Annotated in this window: 11 protein-coding genes; 10 read left to right on the top strand and 1 reads right to left on the bottom strand. The window is 42.3% G+C overall.

Annotation, left to right across the window (positions count from 1 at the left end; genetic code table 11):
- Nucleotides 1-231 precede the first annotated feature (231 nt).
- Nucleotides 232-1,188, bottom strand: coding sequence for a DUF4885 family protein (locus tag C6Y02_RS16550; protein ID WP_106031729.1), 957 nt, complete (start codon nt 1,186-1,188; stop codon nt 232-234).
- Nucleotides 1,189-1,296: 108 nt separating this feature from the next.
- Here C6Y02_RS16550 and C6Y02_RS16545 point away from each other — a divergent pair, with 108 nt between their 5' ends.
- From C6Y02_RS16545 to C6Y02_RS16500, 10 genes are all read left to right on the top strand, one after another.
- Entirely contained in the window at nt 1,297-2,154 is an 858-nt protein-coding gene (locus C6Y02_RS16545) for a hypothetical protein (RefSeq protein ID WP_106031728.1), read from the top strand.
- Between the two features lie 594 nt (nt 2,155-2,748).
- Complete coding sequence (locus C6Y02_RS16540; RefSeq protein ID WP_106031727.1) at nt 2,749-3,630, top strand: alpha/beta hydrolase; 882 nt, start codon at nt 2,749-2,751, stop codon at nt 3,628-3,630.
- Between the two features lie 7 nt (nt 3,631-3,637).
- Nucleotides 3,638-4,423 carry a 2,3-dihydro-2,3-dihydroxybenzoate dehydrogenase gene (locus C6Y02_RS16535; protein WP_106031726.1) on the top strand — a complete coding sequence of 262 codons (786 nt, stop codon included), beginning with the start codon at nt 3,638-3,640 and terminating at the stop codon, nt 4,421-4,423.
- 26 nt (nt 4,424-4,449) lie between these two features.
- Nucleotides 4,450-5,631, top strand: a complete 1,182-nt coding sequence (gene dhbC, locus C6Y02_RS16530; protein ID WP_106031725.1) for an isochorismate synthase DhbC — start codon at nt 4,450-4,452, stop codon at nt 5,629-5,631.
- Nucleotides 5,632-5,654: 23 nt separating this feature from the next.
- Nucleotides 5,655-7,274 carry a (2,3-dihydroxybenzoyl)adenylate synthase gene (locus C6Y02_RS16525; protein WP_106031724.1) on the top strand — a complete coding sequence of 540 codons (1,620 nt, stop codon included), beginning with the start codon at nt 5,655-5,657 and terminating at the stop codon, nt 7,272-7,274.
- Between the two features lie 19 nt (nt 7,275-7,293).
- The gene (locus C6Y02_RS16520) at nt 7,294-8,199 is read left to right on the top strand and encodes an isochorismatase family protein (RefSeq protein WP_106031723.1); all 906 of its coding nucleotides are present in this window, start codon (nt 7,294-7,296) and stop codon (nt 8,197-8,199) included.
- 15 nt (nt 8,200-8,214) lie between these two features.
- Nucleotides 8,215-15,363, top strand: coding sequence for an amino acid adenylation domain-containing protein (locus C6Y02_RS16515; RefSeq protein WP_106031722.1), 7,149 nt, complete (start codon nt 8,215-8,217; stop codon nt 15,361-15,363).
- A gap of 20 nt (nt 15,364-15,383) precedes the next feature.
- Nucleotides 15,384-15,611: an MbtH family protein gene (locus C6Y02_RS16510; RefSeq protein WP_025093680.1), complete on the top strand. Its 228-nt coding sequence runs from the start codon at nt 15,384-15,386 to the stop codon at nt 15,609-15,611.
- Between the two features lie 124 nt (nt 15,612-15,735).
- Nucleotides 15,736-17,361: an AraC family transcriptional regulator gene (locus tag C6Y02_RS16505; RefSeq protein WP_106031721.1), complete on the top strand. Its 1,626-nt coding sequence runs from the start codon at nt 15,736-15,738 to the stop codon at nt 17,359-17,361.
- A gap of 98 nt (nt 17,362-17,459) precedes the next feature.
- The gene (locus C6Y02_RS16500; RefSeq protein ID WP_034660636.1) at nt 17,460-18,425 is read left to right on the top strand and encodes an ABC transporter substrate-binding protein; all 966 of its coding nucleotides are present in this window, start codon (nt 17,460-17,462) and stop codon (nt 18,423-18,425) included.
- The last annotated feature ends 11 nt before the right edge of the window (nt 18,426-18,436 follow it).

Here is an 18,436-nt window from a genome sequence, read left to right as displayed (position 1 = left end):
ATAAAAATACGCTACTCATCATTTTAACATTTTCATCAATAAAAAAGTGAAAAACATCGACTATAGTCAAAATTACCATGAGGATGTTTCGTTGAACAGCCAACCAACGCATTTCAATAGAAAAGACTCTGTAACATAAATTGTTATAGAGTCCTTCTGTATCGGATTTTTATCTGTTGTAGTTCACACATGTGATCGACGCTCCAACATGGCATGTTCGAATGCGTTTTTTTAATCTATCGTTTTCTTAACTCCATAATTTTCTTTTTGCCCAATGTCTTGTAAAGACCCGTTTTGATAACCAATAGATAACACCAAATCGGGAATTGAATCAATCCCGTTTTTGGCTAGATCAAATAGCTGTGCACCATAATGTGAAGCGGCAATGCGTGCATTTTCTGCTGTGTATGGATTTTTCAGGAGTTCTTCTTTGTATATATCAAAAATATTCTTCCCGTTATCCGTTACAAATTGACCGTTTACAATGCTTAAATCTTTTAAATTGTAGCCTGTGACCGTTTTGATTTGATTAACAAGGTGGAATTTGGCAAGAGAATCAGGCGTGAATTGAGTAGAATCGTCAGATCTGCTTTTCATGATGTGGAAAAATAATTCTCTTGTATTGTTGGTTGTATTTAATAGGTCTTCTATTTGTTTGGTCAGCGATTCGTCTGTTGAACCACTCACCAATAATTTGAAATGATTTGGGTCAATGGTAAAAGTTAAATTTGTGTTTTTAGGAATGGTTATACCGTTTTTAGAGAATAAATCTTGCAATTGTTCGTTGACCTTTTGCCGATTGAATATTTTTTTCTCTACGCTTTCTTGGGTAGGATCGTACCGTTTTTCATTACGGAAGATGGCGTCATTAAAGTCATATTGACCTCCTTTATTATTCCTTGCCCAACTCATTTCCATAATGTAAGCAGCTTCTCTTTCCGGTTTTGTTAGATCACTTCTGAAATAAGAAGAATAAGGGTTTCTATACTTATTATATATATGGTCTTGAGGATCTTTGAATCGTTTATTTTGTTCATTTATTTTTTCGTATTCTTCATCTAGTATTTTCATCCGTCTATCAGCTTCGGTCATCACCTCATTTGTACTTTTAATAGCTGATTGACCTTTATAGTCGATTCGGTTCTGATTGTTTGAAGCACCTGCCGTGTATGACGTATTAATATTCATTTTGATTCTCCTTTTTAAAAAAATAGTGATTATTAAATATATCGGCAATTCAGTTAAAATTTGTTAGTTTTGATCCGATATAGTAATTATTACAAGGAGGGTTAAAATATGACAAATACTATCTTCAAACGTTTTTTATTACCTGCATTGGTATTAGTGCTTGTTACTAGTTTTTTTGCACCTAATTCTGCGGAAGCAGCTATTACAGGGAATAACAGTCCTAACACAGCAAGTTCAATGGGATATTGGAAAAATAGTCGTCCAGATACAACAATCTTACCTGAAGGTGAAAATGAAGCGTATTATCAGTTTACGATCAATAAAGGTGAAAGAGTTTATGTCAGAAGTTCTTATAATAAGCAATATACAGGAATGAATATCGAGGTGTATAATTCTAAATATTCTAGGACAGGGTCCGAAGTTATTAATCCTGATTCAGTAACGCCTTTTATTTTTGCTAATACTGGTGAAGTTACATCAACTTCAGAGACTTATTTTGTGAAAGTGACCCGTGGTACATATACAGGGAATATGTACTTTACTGTTTCCATTCAAGATCGTATTAAATCTGGGAATGGGACATTCAATTTTACGGGGACTTCTACCAACTTGGGGAATTCTTCTTTAAATTTTTTAGGAGTTGATTCTTCAGTCATTACAATGGATTTAACTAATAATTCCACAGTTCCTAAACGTGCTGTAGTTAAATCGATTACGACAACTAGTACCCAAACACCCAACCAAGGGAATGTCACACACAAACTGATGGCTAGTGAAAGTAATATTTGGTACACATCACTTTTTTCTTCTGCAACAAGCGGTTCTTACCGTATTTCTCTTGAAGATGAATTAAAAGTCGCTCAAAAATGGAACTTTAAGTACAACGCAAAAGCTACAGCGAGATCTACTATGAGCAATGTCAAAGCCGATATCCGTTACGAATATGATGTCACAGATGGATTCTAATTTAATGGTGTTTACAGACATGTACACCAATTGATCAAAAAGTAAGGGTACACACCTTACTTTTTTAATTGTTGAATTTTGGATGCTATACTTCGCCACTTTTAAAACAGCTACGCATGATATTGAATAAGTTGTGAGATATGATCACCAGCTTTTTGCAAAATCCTCCTCTTTTTGCCTAAAAATATAAGAGGGTCTATAGACTCATTTTTCCTCAAAATTATTTCGAGAAGAAAAACCTATATTTATTCCTGAATCAAACAGAAGAAAATGGTAAATATTCCGAGGCAGTCAAGGTCTTTTGACATTTCTCCTCTTTTTAAATGACAAGGTCCGGTATTCCCTATTTCAAATCATTTGTTAGTGAGTTAGTCCGTTATTTTCTGAATATTAAGATTAAAATGTCAAATACACAACTTAATGAACATTTGACTTCATAATTGATAACCATTATCATTTGATTTGCTTGCGTGATAGTTGAGAATCATTTTCATTTGGAGGAACCATTCTTCAATTACTACACTCATCCAATATCCGCAAGCCTGCTTTTATCATCGTATGAGGGTCGAATTTGAGGAAGGAGATTTTTTACATATGTCCAAACGCCCTGAAGGAATGAGTACTGAGGATTCACTTTTCGGAGAAAGCCGTCCTTTTTTTATACCTGGGACGGAGCAACTGGATATCACAGCGCACCCATACAGACTTTTTATATTTAAACCGAATACTACTCCTCCAGCGGCTGGTTTTCCAGTCATGTACGTGCTTGATGGGAATTCACTTTTTGGCACAATGGTCGAAGCCATTCGTTTACAGTCAAGAAGACCTGAAAAAACAGGTGTCGTACCTGCCATCATTGTTGGAATTGGCTATCAGACAGAAGCGCCCTATCATCCGCTCAGGCATTATGATCTCACTCTTACCAGCCCTGATGCTTCCATTGGGGGCAAAAGAAAGGACTTCTCCATCCATACATATGGCGGGGCCTCTGCTTTCTTTTCTTTTTTAGAAAAGACTGTAAAGCCTTATATCGAGCAACGCTTTCCGATCAACCTGAGTCGTCAAACACTGTTTGGGCATTCTCTTGGCGGTCTTTTTGTATTACACACACTATTTGAGCACCCTGATGCTTATCAGACATATATTGCGGGCAGTCCTTCTATCCACTGGAATAAAAAATTATTTCTAGAAAAAGAATACCAATTCACCAACCGTATACGTCAGGTGCCTATGGATGTAAGGCTGTTTGTAGGTGTAGGTGAGCTAGAAAAACATCATCCATGTCAAATGAATGATCATGCAAAGTCACTAGCAAATCGTATGTTGCCTTTATCCTCATATGGCTTACATACGGCCTATCATGAGTTCCCTGAAGAAGGACATACGTCCGTTTTACCGGTGCTGATGAATTACGCTTTCCGTTTTGCACTCTATCATGATGATCCTTTAACAACCACAGACATGAAAGAAAGGTAGTGAACACATGAAACATAGTGGTCTATCTCAAAAGATTGCCCTTATCACAGGCGCAGGACAAGGTATTGGGCAAGCAGTCGCAAAAAGACTATCCGAAGAAGGTGCGATCATTGCAGCAGTTGACGCAAATGAAGATCAGCTGCAAAGCACCATCCAACAAATGAATGATGAAGGCATACGCGCCTTTGCCTATCCAGGTGACATTACCGATCAAGCTTCTGTTCAGCACATTGTCGATCAAATTGAAAAGCAGCTCGGACCCATTTATTTACTAGTCAATGTAGCAGGCATTCTTCGAATCGGTTCTATTGACCAGCTTTGTGCAGATGACTGGCAACAAACCTTCGCAGTCAACACACATGGTGTCTTTTACGTATCTCAAGCTGTCTCCAAATACATGATGAAAAGATCAGAAGGGGTCATTGTGACCGTCAGCTCTAACGCAGGTGCCATCCCTAGAATGAATATGGCTGCCTATGCCGCATCAAAAGCCGCAGCTACTTCCTTTACAAAAACGCTTGGATTAGAGCTAGCAGCCTATGGAATCAGATGCAATGTCGTCTCTCCTGGCTCTACCGCAACACCTATGCAATGGGCTTTATGGTCTGATGAACAAGGAGCAGATCAGGTGATTAAAGGTTCATTAGAGACGTATAAAACCGGTATTCCTTTACAAAAAATCGCTGATCCTCAAAACATCGCTGATGCAGTAATCTTCTTTGCATCTGAGCAATCCAGTCATATTACGATGCAGAATCTCACGATTGATGGTGGCGCAACACTCGGAATCTAGCATTTCATCAAAAAGGAGGCCTTTTCATGAAACATTCATTATTGTCGTCAGAAGAAAAAGTACAGTTGATTCAAGACTATCAGCCAGGCGCTTTTTTCCTTGCTTCCCCTAAACGTACGATACTGGCAGAAGGGATTTTCCAGCATATTGAAACCAATCAGCTAAATGAACTATCCACAAGGGTAGCTCACGTATTTGACGCTGCCAAACAAGCTGGTATTCGAACACCGATTGTTGCTGGTGCTGTTCCGTTTGATCCGGCGCAACCCGTTCGTTTAAGTGTTCCAATCCATGTACAGTTTAGTGATCCACTCGAATTTCATCAAGGTGATGAGGAGTCGGAAATGGCAGCTCCATCCTATGAGGTGACACCTGTCCCCTCTCCAGATGTCTACATGAATGGTGTGAACGAAGGGTTAGCTAAAATTGAGAAAGGAGAGCTTAGCAAAATCGTACTCTCTAGATCTCTCCATCTCAAATCAAATCGAGAAATTAATACGAAAGCAATACTTGAACGACTTGCTCGTCATAATACGACTGGCTATACGTTTGCTACAAATGTAGCTGACCCGGAATCTTCCCAAAAGCGCACACTGCTTGGGGCAAGCCCTGAGCTGCTTCTTTCAAAAACTGGTTCAACTGTTATTTCCAATCCACTTGCTGGTTCTCGGCCACGCAGTTCAGATCCAGTAGAAGACCAGCGTCGTCACGATGAACTCCTTACTTCAGCGAAGGATTTACACGAGCATGCAGTGGTTGTCGATGCTGTCACTAAAGCGCTTGCTCCTTACTGTCATACACTAGATGTGCCTGCATCACCATCCGTCATACAAACAGAAACGATGTGGCATTTATCTACTGTCGTTAAAGGTGAATTAGCAGATGCAGGTGTATCCTCAATTGATTTAGCGCTTAGCCTTCATCCAACACCCGCAGTATGCGGAACACCTACAGCAGATGCTCGTGAAGCAATCCAAGCGATTGAACCCTTCGATCGAGGATTTTTCACAGGAATGATCGGTTGGTCAGATGCAAATGGTGATGGTGATTGGATTGTCACCATTCGTTGTGCAGAAGCTGAGGGGCACTCCCTTCGCCTCTTTGCTGGTGCAGGAGTGGTCAAAGGATCAAAGGCAGAAGAAGAGCTAGCCGAAACATCTGCAAAATTCAACACGATGCTTCATGCGATGGGCATCCATCAGTTATAAAAATACATAGGAGATGACAAAACATGTTTGTTCAACCACCTACATGGCCAGAAGAATTTGCAAAACGCTACCGTGAAAACGGCTGTTGGCGTGGGGAAACCTTTAGCGGCATGCTTCGTGAACGCGCCGCATCGTTAGGGAATAAAACAGCAATTACATATGCTGATACGCACATGAGCTACCAAGAACTTGATGAGCGCGTCAGCAGTCTTGCCGCCGGTTTTCATCAGCTTGGAATTCAAAAGGGAAGTCGAGTTGTCGTTCAGCTTCCTAACATTCCTGCTTTTTTTGAAGTCATTTTCGCTTTATTTCGAATCGGTGCTTTACCCGTCTTCTCGCTACCATCTCATAGAAGCAGTGAAATCACTTATTTCATTGAGTTTGCCGAAGCAGACGCATATGTCATACCAGATATCGATGGCGGCTTTGATTATCGATCACTCGCACGTCAAGTGAAAGAAAAGCTTTCCTCATTACCTCATGTCATTGTCGCAGGGGAAGCTGAGGAATTCCTTTCCTTGGATGATCTGCGCAAAGACCCATCACTCGATCCTCAAATTCATGTAGAGGCAAGCGATATTGCGTTTCTTCAGTTATCTGGAGGCAGCACAGGCCTTTCAAAGCTCATTCCTCGCACACATGATGACTATATGTATAGTCTTTGGAAAAGCAATGAGGTGTGCGAGCTTACACAAGATAGTGTGTATCTAGCTACACTTCCAGTTGCACACAACTATCCATTAAGCTCGCCTGGAGTCCTTGGGACGTTATACGCAGGTGGAAGAGTCGTTCTTGCACCTGGATCAAGCCCTGATGTAGTCTTTCCACTCATTGAAAAAGAACGAGCAACCATTACCGCTGTCGTTCCACCTATCGCATTGATTTGGCTAGAGGCTGCTCCTCATCGATCAGATGACTTATCCAGCCTTGAGGTCTTGCAAGTAGGTGGTGCTAAATTCAGTGCTGAGGCAGCAAAACGAGTGATGCCTGCCCTTGGGTGTAAATTACAGCAAGTTTTTGGCATGGCAGAAGGTCTGGTCAACTATACCAGATTAAATGATCCTGAACATGTCATTATTCATACACAAGGACGCCCGATGTCTGAATATGATGAGGTACTAGTGGTAGATGATGAGGACAAGCCCGTCCCGAATGAAGTGGCTGGACATCTTTTAACAAGAGGACCTTATACGATTCGTGGCTACTATAAAGCTGATGAACAAAACAAAAAAGCATTTACACCCGATGGCTTTTACAGAACAGGTGACATCGTGCGATTAACCAAAGAAGGAAATGTTGTTGTAGAAGGCAGAGACAAGGATCAAATCAATCGTGGTGGCGAAAAGGTTGCCGCTGAAGAAGTTGAGAACCATTTACTTGCGCACCCTGACATTCATGATGCCGCCATGGTGTCCATGCCAGATCCGTTTCTTGGCGAACGCTCATGTGCCTTTGTTATTGCGAAAGGAAACAACAAGCCAGCACCACACGCATTAAAGTCATTTCTAAGAGAACGCGGGCTCGCTGCCTATAAAATTCCCGACCGCATTGAATGGATCGATGCGTTCCCACAAACAGGTGTAGGCAAAGTCAGTAAAAAAGCATTAAGAGAATTAGCTGCAATCCATACTGCCAACGTATAAAAAAAGAGGAGTGAAAACCATGGCAATCCCTACTATTCCTGCGTATCCAATGCCGAGCACACAAGATTTACCCGAAAATAAAGTGAACTGGATACCGGATCCGAAACGTGCTGTTCTGCTGATACATGACATGCAGCAATATTTTTTAAATGCATTTCAACAAGATACATCACCGATCACAGAGTTAGTTCAACATATTGAACAATTACGTAATACATGCAATGAACTTGGCATTCCAGTCGTCTATACAGCTCAACCTGGTGACCAAGACCCGAAGGATCGTGCCTTATTAACAGATTTTTGGGGACCTGGACTTGGTGATGATGAAGCATTGACAAAAATCATTGATCAGCTTGCTCCATCTGAAGCAGATACAATGCTGACAAAATGGCGTTATAGCGCATTCAAAAAATCCAATTTTTTAGATATTCTTCAAGAAGGCGGGCGTGATCAACTGATCATTACTGGCGTATATGCACATATTGGCTGTATGCTGACAGCCGCAGAAGCATTCATGCTCGATATTGAAACCTTTTTTGTCGCCGATGCCGTTGCTGACTTTTCACTTAAGCATCACAAAATGGCAATGACCTATGCAGCTGAACGCTGTGCGGTCACCACAACGACAAACCAAATCATTAGTCGTTTAACAGGACAGGAAGCAGAAGATGACCTATCTTTTGAGGCCATCCTTCACCAAGTAGCTGAGTATCTCGAAATCAAGCCGAATGAAATACCGCTTGACGAGAATCTCGTCTACCTTGGGCTTGATTCTATTAGAATGATGAGCCTAGCGGAAAAGTGGAGACAGCAAGGAATGACAGTCAATTTCGTTGAGCTTGCAGCAAATCCAACGCTCACTCATTGGCGAACTCTTCTTTTCCCAGAAAAACAGCCATCTATCCCAAATATCGATTACATGTAAAGGAGGTATAGACCCTTGTCGATCCAGTCAGTCGATTCATTCCCACTAACCGGTGCCCAATCAGGCATATGGTATGCGCAGCAGCTTGATCCATCTAATCCCATTTTCAATACAGCTGAGTATATAGATATTAAAGGTTATATTGCCCCCATACACTTTGAAGCAGCCATTAGAAAGACTGTCTTAGAAGCAGATTCCTTGTATATGCGCTTCGTTGAGGATACTGACGGTCCAAAGCAATGGTTTACATCTAAGAAAGAGATTCCATTTCAATATATCAATTTACAATATGAAAAACAGCCGCTTGATGCGGCTAAAGCATGGATGAATGCAGATCTTTCAACATCAGTCTCTTTAGAGAAAGATGTATTATTCCGTGAAGTACTTTTTCAACTTGCTGACGACCGATTTATCTGGTATCAGCGCATTCATCACATTGCCATTGATGGATTCGCCTTTTCGCTCATTGCACGCCGTGTTGCTGAGGTCTATTCAGCCCTATCGAAAGGGACACCTGTGCCTCCTCAAACATTTGGAGCCTTACATGACGTAGTCCAAGAGGAGATCACCTATCAACAGTCCAATCGGTATGAAGAGGATCGAGCGTTTTGGAAAAATCGCTTTGCTGATCAACCTGAAATTGTGAGCCTTGCTGAGCTTGCCCCAAGAACTTCAGATGATTTTATCCGAAAAACCGCTAGCTATGATGCTGAAAAGGTAAGCAAAATGAAAAAAATTGCTCAAGCTTTCGGTTGTACTTGGCATGAAATGATTCTTGCCGCATCCGCTCTATATATGCATCGTATGACTGGTGCACACGATATTGTTTTAGGATTGCCTGTTATGATGCGCCTTGGATCTTGCGCCTTGCAAACACCCGGAATGGTCATGAACCTAGTACCGCTTCGTTTAACATGCAAACCAGAAATGACGCTCTCAGCACTTGTTCGCCAAGTATCTGATGAACTGAAAGCCATTCGGCCTCATCAAAGATATCGTCACGAAGACATGCGGAGAGACTTTAAACTCATCGGAAGAAATCAACGATTATTCGGCCCACAGATCAATATCATGCCATTTGATTATGATCTCATGTTCGATCAGAGCATTGGTCAAGCACATAATCTTTCAGCAGGACCCGTAGATGATTTATCGATCAACATATACGACCGCGCGGACGGGAACGGATTTCAAATCGACTTTGATGCAAACCCTGCCGTTTACAAAGAGCAAGCAGTTGACGCTCATCAGCATCGTTTTCTTCAATTGCTGGAGGAAATAACTGGACTAGAACAAGATCAGACAATCAGTCAATTCAACCTTCTTTTGTCTAAAGAAAAAGAGAACATCCTCAAGCACTGGAATGATACAAAACGAGAATTACCAAAAGAATCTTTACGGGAACTATTTGAAAAACAAGTCAGCAAAACACCACAAGCAAAAGCAATACAGTTTGAAGGAACCACTTTGACCTACGAAGAGTTAAATCAACGGGTAAATCAATTAGCTCATTATTTGAAAAGGCATGGCATCGGACCAGAACAATTTGTCGCAATTGCTCTGCCTCGATCCATCGATATGGTCGTAAGTCTGTTGGCCGTCGTCAAAACAGGAGCCGCATATCTGCCATTAGACCCTGATTACCCTAGCGATCGTGTCGCCTATATGCTAAATGATGCCAAACCAGCGTGCTTGCTCACAGTCAAAGAGACCGCAGACCGTTTGGACCATCCACACATCGTTCAACTCGATGATTCAACTGTTTATCAGGAGATCGTAGGGAGTCCGCATCTCAATCCGACCTGGAACGAAGGCTCTCCACATCACCCGGCTTACATCCTCTACACGTCAGGATCGACAGGCAAACCAAAGGGTGTTGTTATAACAAAACGAAATGTGATCAACTTTATATTGTCCATGCAAGATTCATTTTTATTAGATCAAGGAGACCAGCTTTTAGCGGTAACGACCATTGCCTTTGATATTTCCGGGCTAGAAATGTTCCTCCCACTCTTACATGGGGCTGCTCTTTTATTGGCAAAAAAAGAAATCATACAAGAGCCAGCAAAGCTTTCAGACATGATTCGTTCTCATCATGTCACAATCATGCAGGCAACACCAACGTTGTGGCATGTATTGGCAGATGAATACCCTGACGTGATAACAGGTATGCGTGTTCTTGTTGGAGGAGAAGCACTCCCTGCCTCCCTTTTGCACACATTGCAATCTCTTCAATGCGACATTACCAATTTGTACGGACCTACAGAAACGACGATCTGGTCTACGATGGAAAATGTCACAGCACATCAAGAGAATAGCGGGCCGCCAATTGGCAAACCCATTTGGAATACGAGTATTTACATTTTAGATGAAGGGCTAAACCCTGTCCCAGCAGGATCAATCGGTGAACTTTATATTGCAGGTGAAGGAGTATCCAGAGGATATCTTGGACGATATGATTTAACGGCTGAACGTTTTGTGGCTGATCCATTCGGTACAAAAGACACGAGAATGTATCGTACTGGTGATTTAGCCAGATGGCGTGAGGATGGTTCAATTGATTATATCAGCCGTGCCGATCATCAAATTAAAATCCGCGGCTTCCGTATTGAACTAGGTGAAATCGAAACCGTGATTATGCAACACCAATCCATAAAGCATACATCTGTTATCGTTCGTGAGGATCAACCTGGACAACAGCTGCTTTGTGCGTATGTTGTGCTGACAGATGGCACTTCTCTGCACCCTTCAGAGCTCAGGCAGTTTGTGGCTGCATCACTTCCTGATTACATGGTGCCTTCTGCTGTTGTCGTTTTGCCAGACCTTCCACTTACACCAAACGGCAAAATCGATCGCAAAGCATTACCAGCACCAAATATGTCTTTAGTTAGTTCTGACCGTACACCTAGAACGCCCCAAGAAGACATGTTATGTAGTTTATTTGCAGAAACCCTTGGCCTATCTCAAATTGGCATAGATGATAGTTTCTTTGACTTAGGCGGACATTCCTTACTCGCCGCTCGTCTGCTTAGACGTATACGCGATACACTTGGTGCAGACCTAAGCATGAGTACCATTTTTGAATCACCTCGAGTTGCTGAGCTTGCGCAGCACATTGACAAAGCGAAGGACATTCGGCCGCCGCTTCAGGTAGAAAACAAGCCAGATGAGATTCCGTTATCCTTTGCCCAAAAACGGCTCTGGTTCCTTCATTGCCTTGAAGGGCCAAGTCCAACTTACAATATCCCACTTGTCATTCAGCTGACAGGTACACTAGATCAAAAAGCTTTAATTGGTGCATTGGCAGATATCACTGAAAAACATGAAACCCTTAGAACCATTTTTCCAAATAAGAACGGCATGCCAAGACAGGTCATTTTACATCCAAAAAGTGTTCAGCCTGAACTCCATGTCACAGCTTCAAGCGATCAACAAATTGAGAATCAGTTAAACGAAGCCATTCGCTATAGCTTTAAGATTGAAGAAGAACCCGCACTGCGAGCAGATTTATTCATGCTTGATGCAAATCGATCCGTACTGCTTCTATTGCTGCATCACATCGCTGGTGACGGCTGGTCACTTGCACCATTGACACGAGACTTAGCTGCTGCTTACGAAGCACGTATACAAGGGAAATCACTCTCCTTGCCAGCCGAACCTGTTCAATATGCTGACTATGCTATTTGGCAGCAGAAGCTGTTGGGCAGTGAAGAAGAGACGGATAGTCTATTTGCCAAGCAACTAAGCTATTGGACAGGTGCCTTACATGACCTGCCAGAAGAACTGGAGCTTCCCTATGACTTCCCGCGTCCACAAGAAGGAAGCTTCAACGGTGCTACGATAGACTTTACGATTGAGCCCGCTTTACACCAGCTGCTCCTTGAGCTTGCAAAGCAGCATCAAGTGAGTTTGTTCATGGTGCTTCAAGCATCACTTGCAGCATTACTGACACGCCTTGGGGCGGGGACAGATATCCCAATTGGCAGTCCAATTGCTGGACGGAATGACGATGCACTTGACGACATTGTGGGATTGTTTGTGAACACACTAGTATTACGTACAAATACAGCTGGTAATCCAACCTTTAGTGAGCTATTGAAGCGAGTTCGAGACGTTGACTTAGCAGCCTATGAGCATCAGGATCTGCCATTTGAACGGCTAGTCGAAATCCTAAATCCAACCCGATCCAGATCACGCAATCCATTGTTCCAGGTCATGCTTGCCTTCCAAAATACACCGAAGGCGGAAATGAAGCTGACACAACTTGACTCAGATCTCTACGTGAAACCAGTAGGGTCAGCTAAATTTGATCTGACCATCGAATTGACAGAACAAAGAACTGAAACTGGATCAGCAGCAGGATTAACAGGTTTGTTTGAATTCAGTACAGATGTATTTAAACAAAGCACCATTCGAGCAATCGCTGACAGAATGAAGCGCTTTTTAACAGAAGTAGCTGAGCGCCCACACCTGCCGATTGGTCAAGTGAACATTTTGTCGGATAAAGAACGACAAACATTTCTCCCTGACAAAAAGACATTCGCTCAGTTAGACCAAGCACCTAGTCTCCCAGCCTTATTTGAAAAAACGGCGCAGCAATACCCTGATCGAGTGGCTGTAACGGATGGCAATCAACAGCTTACCTATGAAGAGTTAAACAACAAAGCCAATCGTCTTGCTCATTTATTAATAGAAAGAGGCGTTGGACCAGAACAGTTCGTTGCACTTGCCCTGCCTAGATCAATCGATATGCTCGTAAGCTTATTAGCCGTTCATAAAGCAGGCGCAGCCTATGTTCCGCTTGATCCTGACTATCCAGCAGACAGGCTGGCATACATGATACAAGATGCAAAACCCGTTTGCAGCATCACAACAAAAGCAGATGCAGTGCATCTCCCTGCTGATTGCGATTTGATTTTGTTAGACGAAAAAGAAACGAGCGATCAATTGCTGACTACGCCAAATCACAATCCGGCTGATATAGACAGAATTGAGCCACTATCTTCTCTGCATCCGGCCTATATTATTTATACATCCGGTTCTACAGGGAAACCAAAAGGAGTGGTCATCCCACACCAAAATGTCATCCGTCTTCTGACATCTACTGCACATTGGTTCCATTTTGATGAAGAAGATGTTTGGACAATGTTTCATTCGTATGCCTTTGATTTTTCAGTATGGGAAATATGGGGACCACTTTTATATGGAGGTCGACTTGTCATTGTACCTCATACCATCTCTCGCTCTCCAGAAGAGATGCTGCAGCTTCTAGTCGAGGAAGGTGTGACTGTGCTTAATCAAACACCTTCTGCCTTCTATCAGCTCATGCAGATAGACAAGGAACAACAGACACTTGGTCAAGCATTATCACTCCGCTATGTCATCTTTGGCGGTGAAGCATTAGAGCTTAGCAGATTAGAAGATTGGTACAGCCGTCACCCAGACTGTAAGCCAAAGCTAATTAACATGTACGGCATTACAGAAACCACCGTACACGTTACGTACAATATACTCAATCGAGACATGATCGCAAAGAAATCCAGTAGCTTAATAGGCGAACCGATTCCTGATCTACACGTTTACGTACTAGATGAATACCTACAACCTGTTCCCCCTGGGACGACAGGTGAAATGTATGTAGCTGGAGCTGGCTTGGCAAGAGGTTATCTAAGCAGGCCTGACCTGACCTCAGATCGATTCCCTGCCGACCCTTATGGAGCACCTGGCACAAGGATGTATCGTACAGGTGACCTCGCACGCTGGACAGAAGAAGGGGCACTTGATTACATTGGCAGAGCTGATCACCAAATTAAAATACGCGGGTTTAGGATTGAACTTGGAGAAATCGAAGCCGTTCTGGCACGCCACGATGCAGTTGCACAAGTTGCCGTCATTATGCGAGAGGATCAGCCTGGTGACAAACGCTTAGTCGCATATATCGTAACAACTGAAGAAGACTGTTTCGATACAGAGACCCTTCGTCATTTTGCCGCAGCCAGTCTTCCTGATTACATGGTGCCTGCGGCATATGTACAGATTGATACCATGCCACTTACAGCAAACGGGAAGCTTGATCAAAAATCACTGCCGGCACCTCAATTGCATATAAAGCAAACGGATGGCCGCGGCCCAAGAAATCCGAAGGAGGAAATCCTATGTCATCTCTTTGAAGAGGTGCTTGATTTGCCAAAAATCAGCATTGACGATCGCTTTTTTGACATTGGCGGGCATTCCTTACTTGCGGTTCGTTTAATCAGCCGCATTCGTGATGCACTTGGTGTCAAACTAAGCATCGGAACGTTGTTTGAAGCACCAAATGTTGCAAGTTTGGCAGAGAAACTAGAAACAGGAAGCGATGAAAACGCACTAGAAATCTTGCTGCCACTACGAACAAATGGAGAAAGATATCCTCTCTTCTGTGTTCACCCAGCAGGTGGTCTTAGCTGGTGCTATGCAGGTCTCTTGAATACATTAGAGAAAGACATCCCTATTTATGGATTACAGGCACGAGGAATCGCAAGAAAAGATGACTACCCGCGCACACTAGATGATATGGCTGCGGATTATATCAAGCACATCCAAACGATTCAGCCAAAAGGCCCTTATCATCTTCTTGGCTGGTCACTAGGCGGAAACGTTGTACAGGCAATGGCTACACAGCTCCAGCAGCAAGGTGAAGAAATCTCACTCGTTGCGATGCTGGATGCCTATCCGAACCATTTCTTACCGATTAAAGAAGCACCTGATGAAGAAGAAGCACTAATCGCTCTTCTTGCGCTCGGCGGTTATGATCCAGATACCTTAACAGATGAACCGCTCACAATGAAAAGTGCCGTCGACATCTTGAAAAAAGATGGCAGTGCACTAGCAAGCTTAAGTGAAGATGCCATTAGAAATCTAAAAGAAACCTATGTCAATTCAGTTCGATTGCTCGGAGAATATCAGCCAAAAACTTATCATGGAGATATATTATTCTTTAGATCTACCATTATCCCAGATTGGTTTACACCAATTGATCCCGAAGCATGGGCACCTTATATCAACGGAAAAATTGAACAGCACGACATTCATTGCCGGCACAAAGACATGTGCCAGCCTAAACCCCTAGCAGAAATTGGTGTCATCTTAGACAACACACTGCATCGGGTCAAACAAAAGCACTAAGAATAAAGGAGAGATGACAAATGACAAATCCCTTTGATCGTGAAGACGGTGTCTTTCTTGTGCTTGTCAATGAACAAGGACAGCATTCACTTTGGCCATCATTTGCACCAGTGCCAGATGGATGGGAAAAGGTCTTTGGTGAAGACACTAGAAATGCCTGCATCGATTATATCCAGACACACTGGCAGGACTTACGGCCTTTAAGCTTAACAAAAGAACCTGCCCTAGCACATGGAAAAACGGAATAAACCATCGCACCCTGATCTCACTCAGGGTGCTTTTTTGACAGAATAAACATCACCATCTTTCCAGCCCTTTCTGCTACAATTTAATTGAGAATGTTTATCAATCATTATGAGATCAGGTGGTTTTATGGGAAATAACAATCAATTACGTACAATGGCAAATGCCGAACAATTCATCTATCGATTAACATATACTGAAAAAATAAATAATACAGAGCTTCCGCATACGGAGCAACAGCTATCAGATACATTCTGCCTCCTCTTCAGCATAAGCGGCAGCGGTTTACTCACATTGAACGATCAAAAATGGCGATTGAAAAATCTGACACTCTATACGATCATGCCTGGGGAAACATTTATGTTGAAAACAGAGCCTTATCGAAAACACGAGCTCTATCTGTTTCGCTTTCAGCTCTACACACTGCAAGATCAAAACATAGGAGAAGTATCAACTGAACATGCCCGTTCTTTACTGAATGTATGGCAATTTATCGATATTAGCTCGATTGAACAAATTCATTCTTTACTGCCTGAAATGACAGAGGAATGGAAAAGACCTGAATCCATTAGCTTTTTTAGAAGCCAAACTCTTTTTCAACAGCTCATTATGCAGCTTTTCACACTGCATCAAGAAGATATTTGTGACACGGCACATGCCCTTTTCAAAACAAAACAATATATTGATCAACATTCCGAAGAACCCCTCAGCCTTACAAGTCTATCTCATATGGCTGGCATCAGCGCCAATCATTACAGTGAGCTATTTAAAAAGCATTTTGATGTGAGTGTCACTGATTATATCACCAAGAAAAGGATGGCTAGAGCCAAACAGTTAATGGCAAAAAGCAATGCAAAGCTCAAAGACATTGCACTGGAAATCGGCTATCAAGATCCCTATTACTTTAGCCGCATCTTTAAGAAAAAAACTGGCATGACCCCTTCTGCTTATATGAAAAGCCGTCAGCGGAAAATTGCAGCCTATGGTCATTCCATACTCGGTCAGCTCACACCAATTCATATCATCCCATATGCTGCCCCTCTTCATCCTAAATGGACAGCACATGATTTTGAGCATCATGCAGAAGAAATTCCGATTCACCTGAGTGCACATCGTATCAACGAGCACGCTGAAGCCAATTTACAGCAATTAAAGGAAACAAAACCTGAGCTGATCATTGCCAATGATCATGTGACAGAGGAAGAAAAACAAGTGTTGAAAACCATCTGTCCTGTTCACTTTGTTCCATTCACACAATTGAATTGGCGCGCTCAATTCAGACAAACAGCTATGTTCCTGAACGAAGCGAAGGAAGCAGAAGAATGGTTGCTTCATTACGAGGAAATCGTCATTCAAGCGAAAAAGGCATGCCTTGTTGATCATCCACCAAAAACCGTCCTGCCTCTTCGTATCTTTCAAGATCAGCTCTACTTGTCTGTAAATCGCACCATGTCAGAAGTGATTTTTCATGACATTGGTCTTCTGCCAGCTTTTCAGAATGATGGTCAGCTAATAGAAAAAAAAATCAGCATTCGCTCCATACAACAGCTAGACCCAGACGCCATCTTCCTCTTCTTGCATAAGGAGCCAAAAACCATTGCATTTTATCAAAAGTTAAAGCAACAGGAGGCTTGGCAAAATCTCAAGGCTGTGAGTCAACAAGCAGTCTATCCACTCGCTTCTGACCCTTGGCGTGAATACACAGCAGCCAGTCATCAACGAGTCATTCAGGACCTTTTATCTTTTTTTCCGTAAAAAGTCCATCATTTGATAGAGAATTGTCTATGGCTAAAAGGACGAAAGCCTAATACAATCTTTAATTGAGAACAATTATCAGTTAAAGGAGAAAACAAATGAAAAAATGGTTAGCATTGCTTACCCTTTGTATCATGACGATCACCACAGCAGCCTGTGGTGCTACAGAAAATAAACCTGCTTCAAACACAGCCAAAAGCAAGTCAGCTGAAGCAACAGAAACAAAAATCAATTACTTAGATCAAACGTACAAGCTCAAAACACCAGTGAAACGAATCGTCATTGCTGGAAGCCTAGAATCAATGGAAGATGCAAAATTACTTGGTATCCAACCTATTGGTGCTTCTACCGTAGGCGGCACATTCCCTGAATTATTTAAAGACATCACAGCGAAAACAGAAGGCATCGGTGAAAAAACAGAACCAAACCTAGAGAAAATCTTAAAACTAAAACCAGACGTGATACTCGGATCAACAAAGTTCCCGCCTGCAACAATTAAAAAACTGGATAAAGTCCAAACGACGATCCCAGTATCCCATGTCTCTTCTGACTGGGAAAGCAATCTTTTATTGCTCGGTACACTGACTGGAAAGAGTGAAGAAGCCAAAAACATCATTTCTGATTATCAGAAAGATCTCAAACAAGCGAAAGAAACCCTGAAAGACAAAAGCAACAACAAAACAGCTGTCATTTTACGCATTAGACAGGGCGACCTGTACGTGTATCCTGAAGACGTATACTTCAACTCTACCTTATATGGGGACTTAGGATTTTCAGCACCAAGTGATATCAAAAAAGCCAAAGCACAAGCGATGATTTCGATGGAGCGCCTGGGCGAACTAAATCCTGACTATATTTTTGTTCAGTTCTCTAAAGCGGAAAACTCATCGAATCCAAACGCATTGAAGGACTTAGAGCAAAATAAAATTTGGACAAGCCTAAAAGCTGTGAAAAATGGGCACATCAATGCAAATGTCGTTGATCCTATGCTTCAAGGAGGAACAGCACTAAGCAAAACAACCTTCCTTGATAAAGCTGTCAAATGGTTAGAGAAAAACAACTAAAAAAAGAAGCG

It is taken from the genome of Bacillus sp. NMCC4, assembly GCF_002998555.1.
GTDB lineage: Bacteria > Bacillota > Bacilli > Bacillales > Bacillaceae > Bacillus.
The sequence above is the reverse complement of the archived record's forward strand: the minus strand, read 5'-3'. Positions and strand labels throughout refer to the sequence as shown.